This window comes from Acidobacteriota bacterium, from assembly GCA_030774055.1.
In the GTDB taxonomy this organism is placed as follows: domain Bacteria; phylum Acidobacteriota; class Terriglobia; order Terriglobales; family Acidobacteriaceae; genus JACPNR01.
In genome coordinates, this window is record JALYLW010000137.1 from 1 (window position 1) to 12,870 (window position 12,870).

General features: G+C 64.5%; 14 protein-coding genes. 6 read left to right on the plus strand and 8 right to left on the minus strand.

The window, feature by feature from the left end; all coding sequences use genetic code 11:
* From M3P27_11275 to hpt, 3 genes are all read right to left on the minus strand, one after another.
* A partial coding sequence (locus tag M3P27_11275; GenBank protein ID MDP9268888.1) for a serine/threonine protein phosphatase occupies positions 1-283 on the minus strand: 283 nt, incomplete at its 3' end.
* Positions 284-345: 62 nt separating this feature from the next.
* Positions 346-999, minus strand: coding sequence for a deoxyribose-phosphate aldolase (gene deoC / locus M3P27_11280; protein MDP9268889.1), 654 nt, complete (start codon positions 997-999; stop codon positions 346-348).
* A 127-nt stretch (positions 1,000-1,126) separates the two neighbouring features.
* A complete protein-coding gene (gene hpt, locus M3P27_11285) occupies positions 1,127-1,684 on the minus strand; it encodes a hypoxanthine phosphoribosyltransferase (GenBank protein ID MDP9268890.1) in 558 nt (185 codons plus the stop codon).
* 30 nt (positions 1,685-1,714) lie between these two features.
* Between hpt and M3P27_11290 the strand changes: the two genes are divergently transcribed.
* Positions 1,715-2,449 carry a hypothetical protein gene (locus M3P27_11290; GenBank protein ID MDP9268891.1) on the plus strand — a complete coding sequence of 245 codons (735 nt, stop codon included), beginning with the start codon at positions 1,715-1,717 and terminating at the stop codon, positions 2,447-2,449.
* A gap of 232 nt (positions 2,450-2,681) precedes the next feature.
* The gene (locus tag M3P27_11295) at positions 2,682-3,254 is read left to right on the plus strand and encodes an ATP-binding protein (GenBank protein ID MDP9268892.1); all 573 of its coding nucleotides are present in this window, start codon (positions 2,682-2,684) and stop codon (positions 3,252-3,254) included.
* Positions 3,255-3,264: 10 nt separating this feature from the next.
* Here the strand turns inward: M3P27_11295 and M3P27_11300 are convergent, their stop codons facing one another.
* Positions 3,265-4,638: a PLP-dependent transferase gene (locus M3P27_11300; GenBank protein ID MDP9268893.1), complete on the minus strand. Its 1,374-nt coding sequence runs from the start codon at positions 4,636-4,638 to the stop codon at positions 3,265-3,267.
* Between the two features lie 76 nt (positions 4,639-4,714).
* Positions 4,715-5,338: a hydrolase gene (locus M3P27_11305; protein MDP9268894.1), complete on the minus strand. Its 624-nt coding sequence runs from the start codon at positions 5,336-5,338 to the stop codon at positions 4,715-4,717.
* A 204-nt stretch (positions 5,339-5,542) separates the two neighbouring features.
* On the opposite strand from M3P27_11305, the gene M3P27_11310 reads away from it, so the two are divergent.
* The 4 genes from M3P27_11310 (at position 5,543) to M3P27_11325 (ending at position 7,420) form a co-directional block, all read left to right on the plus strand.
* The gene (locus M3P27_11310) at positions 5,543-5,971 is read left to right on the plus strand and encodes a response regulator (protein MDP9268895.1); all 429 of its coding nucleotides are present in this window, start codon (positions 5,543-5,545) and stop codon (positions 5,969-5,971) included.
* A 72-nt stretch (positions 5,972-6,043) separates the two neighbouring features.
* The gene (locus M3P27_11315; protein MDP9268896.1) at positions 6,044-6,406 is read left to right on the plus strand and encodes a metalloregulator ArsR/SmtB family transcription factor; all 363 of its coding nucleotides are present in this window, start codon (positions 6,044-6,046) and stop codon (positions 6,404-6,406) included.
* Entirely contained in the window at positions 6,403-6,858 is a 456-nt protein-coding gene (locus tag M3P27_11320; GenBank protein MDP9268897.1) for an SRPBCC domain-containing protein, read from the plus strand. The genes M3P27_11315 and M3P27_11320 overlap by 4 nt, the downstream gene beginning before the upstream one ends.
* 61 nt (positions 6,859-6,919) lie before the next feature.
* Positions 6,920-7,420, plus strand: coding sequence for a DinB family protein (locus M3P27_11325; GenBank protein ID MDP9268898.1), 501 nt, complete (start codon positions 6,920-6,922; stop codon positions 7,418-7,420).
* A gap of 29 nt (positions 7,421-7,449) precedes the next feature.
* Here M3P27_11325 and M3P27_11330 read toward each other — a convergent pair whose 3' ends face one another.
* Genes M3P27_11330 through M3P27_11340 form a run of 3 tightly spaced genes read right to left on the minus strand, consistent with a single transcriptional unit; the run spans position 7,450 to position 12,807 of the window.
* A complete protein-coding gene (locus M3P27_11330; protein ID MDP9268899.1) occupies positions 7,450-10,518 on the minus strand; it encodes an efflux RND transporter permease subunit in 3,069 nt (1,022 codons plus the stop codon).
* The gene (locus M3P27_11335) at positions 10,515-11,552 is read right to left on the minus strand and encodes an efflux RND transporter periplasmic adaptor subunit (GenBank protein MDP9268900.1); all 1,038 of its coding nucleotides are present in this window, start codon (positions 11,550-11,552) and stop codon (positions 10,515-10,517) included. The genes M3P27_11330 and M3P27_11335 overlap by 4 nt, the downstream gene beginning before the upstream one ends.
* A 37-nt stretch (positions 11,553-11,589) precedes the next feature.
* Positions 11,590-12,807 carry a TolC family protein gene (locus M3P27_11340; GenBank protein ID MDP9268901.1) on the minus strand — a complete coding sequence of 406 codons (1,218 nt, stop codon included), beginning with the start codon at positions 12,805-12,807 and terminating at the stop codon, positions 11,590-11,592.
* Positions 12,808-12,870 lie beyond the last annotated feature (63 nt).

Consider the following 12,870-nt stretch of genomic DNA (forward strand, 5'->3'; position numbering starts at 1 on the left):
GTACGGCGGTGCCGGTGATGCCCTCGCCCACCTTCACGCGCAGCTTTTCCTTTATCCCCGGCTGATGGCCGGCCTCGAAGCGCATGCGCAGCTCCTGGGTCTTGTCGTTGAGCAGCAGGATGGCGAAGATCTCGTAGTCGAGATAGCGCTGGATCACCTCCGCCACGCGCTTGAGCAGGGTATCGAGGTCGAGCGTGGTGTTGATCACGTCCGCAACCTCGACCAGGAACTGCTGCACGCGGTCGGTGCGCGGCTCCGCCGAAGAATGGGCTTGGGATGACATCTGTTACCAGTGTAGCGGCGTGGGCTGTGGAATGTCTTGGCCCGATGGGTCCGATGGTGGCGCTAACTGGCGCCCAGTTCGCGCAGGATGTGCGCGGCAGCCGAGGTGCCGATGCGGTCGGCCCCCGCCTGCAGCATGCGGTTGACGTCAGCGGCCGTGCGGATACCGCCCGCCGCCTTCACCCGCGCGCGCTCTCCGACCACGCCCCGCATCAGCAGGATGTCGTCAACGGTGGCGCCGCCGCCGGCGAAACCGGTGCACGTCTTCACAAAATCGGCGCCCGCCAGCACGCACAGCTCGCACGCGATGATCTTTTCTTCCAGCGCCAGCAGCGGCGTCTCCAGGATGACCTTGAGCAGCGCGCCGCCGCCGTGCGTGACCTCGGCCACGCCGCGGATGTCCAGCTCCACCAGCTTCCGGTCGCCGGAGCGCAGCGCCCCGATGTTCATCACCATGTCGAGTTCGCGCGCGCCCAGGCGCAGGGCCTCTGTCGCCTCAAACCGTTTGGTGGTGGTGAGCGCAGCGCCCAGCGGAAACCCTACCGGCGTGCCGACCTTGGTCGAGCTTCCACGCAACCCATCGAATGCCAACGCAACATAGCTGGGATGGACGAAAACGGTCGCCATCTCGAAGCGCGCCGCCTCTTCGCAGAGCGCGATCACCTGGTCACGCGTAGTGTCAGGTTTGAGCAGGGTGGAATCGAGGAGGCGCGCCACCGAGTGCCAGTCGCGGGGAACCGCCGCAGGGTGCTCGGCGGTCAATGTCTGGGCGAGAGACAAATCCAGAGGCATTGCGCGCACTCTATCAAAAGCCGCGGCTTCAGGCCAGCGACATTCGCCGGCGCTACCTACTCGGCGCCTTCCGCCGGCTTTGATCCGCAGACTTCATGATGCAGATGTCCGGCAGGTTGCGATAGAGCTCGGCGTGGTCCATGCCGTAGCCAACGACAAAATGGTCGGGGATGGTGAAGCCCACATAATCCGCCGCGATGGGGTGAACGCGCCGCGAAGGCTTATCGAGCAGCGTCACGATCTTCAGCGTGCGCGGCCGGTGCGCTTGCATCATCTTCTTCAGATACGTGAGCGTGAGGCCGGTATCGAGGATGTCTTCCACCAGCACCACGTTGCGGTCTTCCAGGGAGCAGTCCACGTCTTTGATCAGCCGTACCTCGCCCGTGGAATGCGTGCTGTCGCCGTAACTCGAGACCGAAAGGAAATCGAACGAGCAGTCGAGCGGGATGTTGCGCGCCAGGTCGGAGAGGAAGATGCACGCGCCCTTGAGCACACCCAGCAGCACGAGCGGCTGGCCGTGAAAGTCCTGCGTCATTTGTGCGCCCAGCTCGCGGACACGCTGCTGTATCTGCTGCCGCGAATACAGCACGTCGAGTGTGGGTGTCGCCATGGTCATGGATAAATGATACAAAGCACAGTCATGCTTGCCTACCTCACCGGCCTCGGGCTAGCGCTCGTTCCGGAAGCGTGGCGCCAGCGCTGGTTCCGCGGCATTCCCGCCAGCCTGGTCAGCGGCGCGATCGTGACCGGCGTACTGCAACTGCTTCTATGCCTGGCGGCGCTGGGCTGGCGCTATCCGGCGTTCGTCCGCTCGCAGTTCACCGGCGGAGTGACCAGGGCGACCATGGCCGCCGCGGAAAGCGGCGGTGAGACGGCGGTCATGGGACTCGGTCCGCTGCTGCTGGTTGCGTATCTCTTCCAGCCGCTCAGCGTGGTGCTGCTCTACTTCATGTTCGAGGGCGTGGTGCGCGCCACGGCTGCGGTAGTGAACAGCGAAGTGCTGCCCACCATGCCGCTCTTCCTGCTTTCGTTGCTGGACGCGCGCGCGCGCGAATACCGCCGCGAGCAGGCAATGGGTCCGCGCATCGTCGACGTCGTGCAAGTCGAGGGCGCCAGCGACCTGCTCATCGCCAGCTGCCGCCCAAAACTCTGGACGCAGCTCACCACCATCCGCTACCAGGACCAGCTCTACGAACTTGCCAAGACGAATCAGGGTGCGGCACCGCGCCGCTACCTTTATCGATTGCGCCGCATCCCGCCGCACAAACTGGTGCGCGGAGTCCACGACTATGCGCTCGATGAAGCGCTGCCGGAGAAAGAACGCTTGGCGCGCGCGGCTGCCACCGCTGCCAGCAGTCAAGCGCCAAAGTCGTAGCCCCAGCCGGTCGGCATGACGTTTGCGTGCTGCCAGTAGTTTGTGTAAGTTACACCCCATGCGCCAATGGGTGCGCGACCGACTGATGCGACGCCGCAAAAAATCACCCGACACAGAGCAGACTGGAAGGATCGGCCAGGAACGTCCGGCCGGTGCCGCGCCCTTAGTGCCTTCCTATGATTTTGAGGTCTCGCCCGGACGGGCCGCTCCTGCGGAGCGCGCGGGAAGAGGCGTGGAACGTCCCGGCAGGATCGAGATCGAGACGCAGCCCGAATCGCTCGCCGCACCACCCTCGGCGCAGGCCATTCCCGCGCAGCCGGCGCAAAAGCGCGCGCCGCGCGGCGTGGTCGTACTCACCATCGGCTTGCCCGGCTCGGGTAAAAGTACGTGGTACAAGCGCCGCGGCATCACGCCGCTCTCGAGCGACTTGCTGCGCACCATCCTGTTCGACAACATCACCGAGCAGCGTTACCAGCACCTCGTGTTCTCCACGCTGCGCTCGCTCTTACGCGCGCGCCTCATCGCCAAGATGCCGTGGAATTACGTGGACGCCACCAACCTCTCGCCGCACGAGCGCAAGCAGTGGATCAAGATGTCGAAGGGCTTCGGCTATGAAGTGGAGGCGGTCTTCTTCGATGTCCCCGTCGAAGTGTGCCTCGAGCGCAACCGCCGGCGCGAGCGCGTGGTGCCCGAAGACGTCATGCGGCGCATGGCTTCCAAGCTGAAGCCGCCAACCTTCACCGAAGGCTTCTCGAAGATCGTAGTGGTGCGAGTGAAGGGAAGCGGCGCGCCCGAGTCCGAGTAGGGCGTAGGAGCTACGCCTCGGCCAGGGCCCGCTCCAGGTCGGCGATGATGTCGTCGCGGTCTTCTAGTCCTACTGACAACCGTATCCCGCCGGGCTCGAGCTTCTGTTTGTTCTCGTGCTCGAGTTCGTTGGCGCCGAGTTCATTCGCGCCCTTGGCCGCCTGATATGCCGAGTGGGTCATGGAGTACGGATTCTCGATCAGCGTCTTGATCTGTCCCAGGCTCACGGCCAGCGTGATGCAGTAGGCCTTGTCGGCGATGTAGTCGATGAAGCGCTCGCCCGCGCGATTGCCCGCTCCCTTTTCCTTGAGCGAGAAGTAGATCATTGAGCCGGGTGCGAACTTGCCGCGATAATCCACCATCTGTCTGGCTGCGAGCGCGCGCTGCGGGAAGCTTGCCGATCCCGGGTACGCCACGCGCGCGACCTTGGGATGCCGTTCGAGGAAATCCGCCACGCGGCGCGCGGTGCGCTGCATGTTGGCCATGCGCGCCGCCAGAGACGGCAAGCCGTAGACCAGGATGTTCCACGCGGCCTTGGGCGAAAGCACGCCGCCAAAGTCTTTGCGATAGAGCATCAGCGTGTTGTGCAGCGCCTTGGGCAGGATGACGGCCCCGCCCATGTCGGTGCCGAATCCGCCGATGGCCTTGGTGAGCGAGTGCACCACGATGTCCACGCCATGCTCGATCGGGCGCTGGCAGTAAGGCGTCGCGAAAGTGTTGTCGACCATCACCTGGATGCGCTCGCCCGGCTTGCGTCCGCGGTTGGCGCGGTCGACGACGGTGCGGACGGAGCGCATGTCGATCAGCTCCATGGTCGGATTCACTGGCGTCTCGAAGTAGACCACACGCGTCTTGGCCGTGATGCCGCGCGCCAGTGATCCCGGATCACCCACATCGCAGAAACGCGCGCGCACGCTCTGCCGCGGCAGCCAGTTCGTGAGGAAGCTGTAGGTACACCCGTAAAGCGTGTGATGCGCGAGCACTTCATCGCCGGCGCGGATCAGCATGCTGACGGCCGCGGTGATCGCCGCCATGCCGGTGGCGAAGCAGACCGCGTTGTCGCCGCCTTCGGCCGTCGCCAGTGCCTCTTCGAGCATGCCGCGCGTCGGCTCGTCGAGCCGGTCGTAGATATAGATCGGGACCTCGCGTGTGGTGTCGATGGTGTCGCACGCAAACTCGAAGAAGCCCTTGGCGCCGCGCTGTGCCGAACTCAGCCGGAACGTGGCCGACGACGTGATCGGCGGGATGACGTGGTGCGAGTAATCCCACTTCGGCGTCTTCGATTTCCCGTGGATGAGGCGCGTGCGGATGGCGTAGCCCGAGCTCGTGCCGCCAGCGGACCTTCCGCTGGCGATCTTCTTCGGCCGTCTAGAGCTCTTCTTCATCAGCGAGAGGGCTTTCGGCTTTCCGCCTTCCGCTTTCGGCCGGGCAGCCGAGAGCGAGCGGACAGCGGAGAGCGCACTATTTCAGATGTTTCAGCATCTCTTTGAACTGCGCCGTGCCGGAGCCGCGCAGCAACTCGTAGATCGCCATCTCGGTCGAGCTGATGACCGCGCCGGCGTCGCGCATGCGCTCCAGGCCGACGCGCCAATTCAGCGTCTTGTCTTCGCCAACGGAGGGTCGCGAGCCGCACGCATCCGACACCACGTGCACGGCATAACCTTCCTTCAGCGCCCCGAGCACTGTCTGCAACACGCAGATATGCGTTTCCATGCCGCAGACCAGGAGCGCATCGCGCTCGCGCGGCAAGCGATGGAGCGTGGAGCAGAAGGCGTCACTCGCGAAACACCCGAACTCGAGCTTGTCGATGGGAGTGGTGTCAGCGGGGAAGAGCGACGCGATCTCCGCGACCGTCGCGCCCAGCCCCTTGGCGTATTGCGTGGTCGCCAGCACCGGCAGGTGCTGGACCTGGGCTAGCCGCAACAAGAGTTTCGTGTTGCGGAGCAAGCGGTCTTTCTCATGGACGGGAGGGAGCAGCTTCTCCTGGATGTCGACGACGATCAACGCCGTCCGCTCGGCGGCCAGCGGCTGCCGTGCGGCGTCCTTCAGCTCGTTCGTCGTGGTGATGAGTCCAACGCCTGGCATCGCGCCAACCTCCTGCTGAGATCCTGCGTGGCCATTGTAATCGCGGGCGTTACGTCCAGCAGCCCACCCTTCGCGACCCCCTCCGACCGAGCAGTTCTTACCTATTGCCCATTGGGCGCCAAAGCATACGTCGTGCTGGTTCGGGCACTTAGAAGAGCAATGGATTGGCAAGCCAAGTGCCCTTGAAAGCTGTGAGGTGGAGTGATGAAGTTCCATATCCCCAACCGGCAAGACGTGGAAGAACTCCGTGCCCGAGAAGCGGGCCTAGTGCTGCTATGCGTCAGCGACAGCAGTCGAGTGTTGGCGATGCGGCGCTTCGTACTGGAAACCTTCGGCTACCGCGTGCTCACTGCCGACGGGACGACAGCAATCGAGATCCTATCGAAGCAGGCGGTGCACGCCGCTATCCTCGACTACCGTACGCCCGGGACCAACGGCGAAGTGATCGCCATTCAGTTCAAGATCACGCGGCCCGCAATCCCCATCCTGATGGTGGCGCAGGATCCGGCGACCGTACCAGAGAGCATCACGAAGCTGGTGAGCGGACTCGTCCGGGCGGATGATCCCCCGACCGCACTGCTCGCCGAGATCGTGAAGATCGTGGCCCATCCCGAGAGGGCAAGGGCGGCCTGAGGTATCCAGCGTCGGAGCAAGGCAAGAAGATCCCGCTTGACATATTCCCATATAGGAATGTATATTCCTTTCATGCCGCGAGCCGCCACCACCTCCGATGCCTTCAACGCCATCGCTGAGCCTCGTCGCCGCAAGATCCTGAGCTATCTGGCGGTCGAGGAGCGCTCGGTCGGCGACATCGTGGTGCGGCTGCGACTGGCGCAGCCTTCGGTCTCGAAGCACTTGCGGGTGCTGCGCGACGTGGGCCTGGTGCGGGTGCGCCGCCACGGCCGCTCGATGCTGTACCGCACCAACGGAGCTGCCATCCGCCCGTTGCACGAGTGGACGAAGACGTTTGAGCGGTTCTGGCAACATCAGCTGCTGCGCGTAAAGGAACGCGCCGAAGCGAAACAAGCGACATCCAATCCAGACACACCACAAAAGGAGAAGCCATGAGTTCCGTGATAGCAGCACCGACGGTAGAGAACCTCGTCCTCAACCTTAACCAGGAGATGCGCGTACACGCCTCGCTCGAAACCACCTTCGCCGCTCTGCTCGAACAGCTGGGCCCGGGTAGCGACACGCCCGAAGGAAAGGCTATGCCGATGAAGCTCGAAGCGTGGCCGGGTGGCCGCTGGTATCGCGACCTGGGCGACGGCAACGGACACTTCTGGGGACACGTGCAGGCGATCAAGCGTCCCACGCTGCTCGAGATCTGCGGGCCGCTGTTCATGTCCTATGCTGTGGTCTCGAATCTGCAGTACCGGCTGAGCGAGGTCGAGGGCGGAACGCTCATCGTGTTCCATCACTTCGCGCTCGGCGCCATTCCCGACGATTACCGGCAAAACATCGGCAAAGGCTGGACGCACATCAGTGCACGCATCCGCGCGCGTGCCGAAGGCCGCTGAGGGAAGGAGAGAGCGTTCCCAACCCACAGTTCGGAGAGCTTGGACAAAAAGGAGGAGCAAGATGGTCCCGATGATCGAACCGATCGTGAATGAATTGCGCGAGGAGACGCCTGCCATTCGGCGCGTGCTCGAGCGTGTGCCGCAAGACAAGCTGGGATGGAAACCGCATCCGAAGTCGCGCTCGCTCGGCGAGCTGGCCAACCACATCGCCAACATCCCGGGCATGGCGGAGTGGATCGCGAAACATGATGAGTTCAGCCCGGGGACAGCTCCGCCGGTCGCGGCCGACAACGTGGAAGAGATCCGCGCCAACTTCGAGAAGAACGTGCGCACCGCCGAGGAGCTGCTCGGCAAGATGACCGAGGAAGAGGCCTTGGGGAACTGGCGCCTGGTCTTCAAGGGGAAGGAAATCTTCAGCAAGCCGCGCGTCGCGGTGCTGCGGACCACCTTGCTGAACCACCTGTATCACCACCGTGGCCAGATGGGGGTCTACCTCCGCTTGCTGGATGTGCCGGTCCCGGTGGTCTACGGGCCGACGGCAGATGAGAACCCGTTCCTCTAGCACACGGGTGCGGGCTCCGGGGAAGAGAACTAGCTGGCGACGCCTTCGCTAGCCGCATGTTCCGGGGGCTCTTGCGTCGGCTGCGTCCAGCTGTAGAAGACGGGGATGGCGACCAGCGTGATCAAGGTCGAGACGGAGAGTCCGCCGATGACCGCGATGGCCAGCGGCTTCTGTAATTCCGCGCCCGAGCCCAGGCCAAGCGCGAGCGGGAGCAATCCGAAGAGCGTGCAGAGCGTGGTCATCAGGATGGGTCGCAAGCGGATCCTTCCCGCCTGCACCAGCGCTTCCATCACCGGCATGGTGCCGTGCAGCCGTTCGTAGTACTCGAACAGGATGATGCCGTTCTTCACTACCAGCCCGACCATGAGGATGATCCCCATGAACGAAGAGACGTTGAGCGGCGTTCCGGTGACGAGCAGAAGCAGGAATACTCCAATGAGTGAGAGCGGCGCCGCCGAGATGATGACCAGCGCGGGAAGAAACGCGCGGAACTGGATGACCAGCACGGTGAACACCGCCGCCAGCGCCAGCGCCAGGACGAAGAGCAGATCGCGGAAGGACCTCTGCTGCGTCTCGTATTGCCCGCCGATCTCGTAGGTGTATCCCACCGGGAGTTTCGCGCCGGCCAACACCTTTTTTACGTCGGCGATGGCGCTTCCCAGGTCGCGATTCTCGAGACGCGCGGTGAGCACGACCATCAGGCGCTGGTTCTCGCGCAACAGCTCGTTCTGGCCGCGGTCGCGCGCGACGGTGGCGATCGATTCCAGCCGCACCGTCTGCTTGGTCGGCGTCACGATGGGGAACTGGCGCACGTTTTGTTCCTGGAAGCGGAAGTCATCCGGATAGCGCACACGGATGGGGATCAAGCGGTCGCTCATGCGATAGTCGGTCGGCGAATCGCCCAGCAGTCCGGCACGCAGCTGTTGCGCCACCTGGTCGACCGTTAATCCGACGTGCGCGGCAAGCGCCGGGTCCACGTTGATGAGCAGTTCGGGATTGCCGCGCCGGGGACCTTTGAAGTCCACTACGCCGGCGATCTTTTCGATCTGCGGACCGATCTCGTCGGCGGCGTGATTCAACGTGCTGCTATCCGACCCAAAGATCTTTATCTCGACCGGCTCGGGGGCGCCCTCAAGATCGCCGAGCATGTCTTGCAGGATCTGGATGAACTCCACGTCCACGCCGGGGATCCCGCCGGTGATCTGCTCGCGCAGGCCGGAGATGATCTCATCCGCGTGGCGCTTGCGCTGCGACCGCGGCTTCAGCTTCACCAGGATGTCACCTTTATTCTGCTCGGTGGCGAAGAGACCAAGCTCGGCGCCCGTCCGCCGCGAGAATGCCGTCTTCTCCGGCAGCGCGGCCACCTTCGCCTCCATCTGCTTCACCAGCGTGTCGGTCTGGTTCAGCGAGGTGCCCGGCGGCGTGAGGTAATCGATGACGAAGCCGCCCTCATCCATCTCGGGCAGGAAACCGCTGCCGAGCTTGAGGAACGCGAGCACCGCTACCACGACGAGCGCCGCCGCCGTGAGGCCAACGAGCTTGCGGTGCGTGAGGGACCAGCGGATGCCACGCTCGTATACACGGTTCACCGGTTCGATGAAGGTCGCGGCGGAATCGCTCATCTTCTGCGGATTGCGCAGTAGGTATTCCGCCAGCAGCGGCACGAAGGTGACCGCGTAGACCAGCGAGAGCAGCACCGACGCGGTGAGCGTGAGCGAGAGTGCGGCGAAGAAATCACCCACCGCGCCGCCCAGCAGGCCGAGCGGCAAAAAGACGACGACGGTGGTGAGGGTGGAGCCGACCACCGGCCCGATCAATTCGCTGGTGCCTTTCTCGGCGGCGTCCACCGCGGTCTCGCCGGCGGCGAGATGCCGATAGATATTCTCGACGACCACCACGGCATCGTCGATCACCAGGCCGATGGCGATGGCCAGGCCGCCCAGTGACATCAGGTTCAGCGTACCGCCGAGCAGTTTCACGAAGAAGAAGGTAGCCGCAACCGTGAGCGGCAGGCTCACCGCCGCCACGATGGTGATGCGCAGGTTGCGCAGGAAGAGGAACAGCACCACGATAGCCAGCAACGCGCCGATCAAGATCGCGTCGCGCACACTCGCCATCGACTCCTGCACGAACTCGGCCAGGTCATACACCACCGAGAGGTGCAGCGTCTCGGGAATGAGGTTGCGACTGTGCAGCGCGATCGCTTTCACCTGATTGGAGACGCTGATGATGTTGCCGCCGAGCTGGCGCGTCACACTGATCACCGCGGCGGGCCGTCCGTTGCCGGTGACCAGCATGCGGCGGTCAGCGGTGCCTTGCGCGATGGCGGCAACGTCCTTGAGCCGGACAGGGTCGGCCGGATCGCTGCTCAGCACCGTGTTGCCCACGTCGTCCAGCGTCTTGAACTGCGAGTTGGTGAGCACCAGGAACTGCTGGTAGCCGCTATCGAGCCGGCCTACGCTGGTCACGTTGTTGGTGGCGCGAAGCCGTTCCGCGATCTCGGGCAGGCTGAGCCGGTGCGCGAGGGCTTTTTGCGGATCCACGATGACCGAGATCTCGCGCGTGTCGGTGGAGTCCACTTCCACCTGCGCCACTCCCGGGACGCGGCTGATCGCCGGCTTCAGGTTGTAGGTGGCGTAATCGCGCAGGTCGGCGTCAGGCACGTTGCCGTTCAGCACCAGGCTGAGGATGGGCCACACGGTAGGCGTAAGCCGTTCCACCTGTATTTCTGTGTTGGCAGGCAATGACGGACGCGCCTCGTTCACGCGCGCCTGCACCTGCTGCAACGCTACCTGCATGTCGCTGCCGTCCGCGAAGATCACGGATATCTCCGCGCCTCCGCGAATCGTCCGCGAGCGCACGCGCCGCACTCCGAGCACCGTGCCCACCTGCTCTTCGATGGGACGCGTGACGGTGAGCAGCGTGGCTTCCGGCGAGAGGTCGCCCGCATGCACCAGCACGACGATGCGTGGGAAGGTGAGCTCGGGATAGATATTGCTGGGGAGTTGGAACAGCGCGAAGAGGCCGGCGATGGTGAGCGCCGCGGTGAGCAGGAAGACGGCGCGGCTGTTCTGGCGGCAGAGGCGAACGAGGTTCACTTTACGTGGACCTTCGACTTCTCCGGCAGCCCGTAGCCGCCGTTCACGATCACGGTGTCGCCCTCGTTGACGCCGGAGCGGATCTCCGCTTTGTCTTTCGTTTCTATCCCAACTTCGACTGCGACCGAGACGGCGTTATCGCCAGTCACTTTGTAGACGTGCGGCTCGCCACTCTCGTCCGGGTAGATCGCCTGCCGCGGCACGATGAGTTGCGTCCCGCTCTCCTTAACCGGCAATGCCAGCGAGAGATACGTGCCGAGCTTCAACTGATGCTTGCGGTTGTCGATGGCGAGACGCACCGTGCCGTTGTTGGTTGCCGGGTCCACCGCCGGTAGCACCGCTGCCACCGTCGCAGTGAAACTGGTGTCGGTTGCTTCGGGTGTCTGGAAGGTGACTTGCTGCCCCGCGTGAAGCACTTGCAACCGCGAGGACGGCACCGACCCCAGTAGTTCGAGCGTATCGATGTTCGCCACCTCGATGACGGGCTGGGCGCCGGTACCGTCCACTTGCTCGCCAATGCCGAGGAAGCGACGGACGACGGTGCCATCGAAGGGTGCGCGGATCATCGCTCGCCCCACCTGCGCTCTCGCGGCCGAAAGCGCCGCCTCTGCTAGCCGTACCGCCGCCTGGTTCACCGCGAGCTGGGTGCGCGCGTCCTCCACCTCTTTGCGCGACGCGATGCCGCGCAGCAGCAAACCTTCTTCGCGTTGGGCCGCGAGGCGCGCGTTCTCCAGGTTCGCCTTGGCCTGCGCCACCGTCGCTTCGGCCTGGCGCGCCTGGTCGAGCAGTGGCTGGCTCTCCAATACCACCAGGAGCTGGCCTTGCTGGACGCGGTCACCCTCCGTGACCAGCATCTTTGCGATCCGGCCCGCGACAAGCGCGGCCAGCTTGGCGTCGCGGTTGGGTACGGCCGTCAGGTTGCCGCTGACGGTGAGCTCCTGCGCGATCACGCCGCGCTCCACCTTCGCCACCGTGACCTCGGGCGTCGGACCGCTCGCCTCCGGGGTCGTCTTGCCGCAACCGGACAAAGACATGGCAAGGCCGGCGAGCAACACCGCACTGTAGCGCGCACTAATCAAGGTCGGCTCCTACCATCTCTTCCAGGTTCGCAAACGATGTCTGTGCCGCCAGCAGGGTGTCGAGATACGCGCGCTGGATCTCGTTTAGCTTGCGTTGCGCGTCGATGAGCGTGAGTAAGTTGGTCTTGCCTGAACGGTAGCTGTCTTCCGCCATCTGCTCCAGCCGCGATGCTGCCGGCACGATGCGCGCCTTGTACTGCTGCGCCTGGTAGGCCTTGGCCTGGTAGTCGAAGTAAGCGGCGGCGACCTGCGCCGACGTGGTGGTTCGCAGCGCTTCGAGCGCGAGCCGCAGGAAGCGCAGCTTCGCATTGGAGAGCGCGACCTCGCCTTGTCCATGATAGAAGAGCGGCAGCGTGACGCCGACCTGCCCGCGCGGGCCCACGTTGAAGTCGGGCGGAGAATTCAAGTCCACACCCGCCTGCAATTCCAAGTTGGGGATGCGCTGCGCCTTGGCGAGCCCGAGCCGGCGCTCTTCGGTCTTTAGTTCCTGCGCGGTGAGTTGCACCCCGGCATTCGAGGTGAGTGCGAGGCGCGTGGCGCCGTCGAGTGTGGGATTCGGAGGCACTTCGTCGAGCCTGCCCGCCAGCGGCAGCGGCTGGTCGAGCTTGCGGTTCAGCAGGCCGGCGAGTAGTGCGTCGGTCGAGCGCAGCGATTGTATCGCCGCTTCCGCATCCACCGCCGCCCGCGTGGACTCAACGTCTGCCTGCAGCACATCGAACTCCGCCACGTCTCCCGCCTCGAAGCGGTCTTTCACGATGTCGCGAGTGCGCACGGCGATGGCCTCAGCGGCCTTGAGTTGGTCGCGCGCGGCGCGGGCCCAGAGCGTGCGGTAGAACGCCTCGCGCGTCCGGCGCCGCACCTGCCGCGTGAGCACATCGATCTGGATCTCGATCGCGCGCTGCTCCTGTTGCGCCACCCCGATGCGTTGTCCGCGCTTTCCGCCGAGTTCGATGGATTGATCCACAACCACGCTCTCGTGCGGCGTGTCGCGCAAGGCCGCGAAGGAGAAGAAGGGGTTCGGGATCTGGCGCGCTATGCTCAGGCCGGCGATCGCTTGCGCTCTCTGTTCACGCGCGGCGCGCACCTCAAGGTTGTTGCTCGCGGCCTCAGCCAGCGTGGCTTTCAAGTCGAGCGCCGGTTCCTGTGCGGCACCCAATGCGGCGCCGAGCAGAAGCACGACGAAGACACGGGCTAAAGGCAGCGTTCGCATCGGGCGCGCAATCGTCTATTAGAACATGGGCTAGGGTGGGAAGCTGTCCGCCCAGGCTGTATC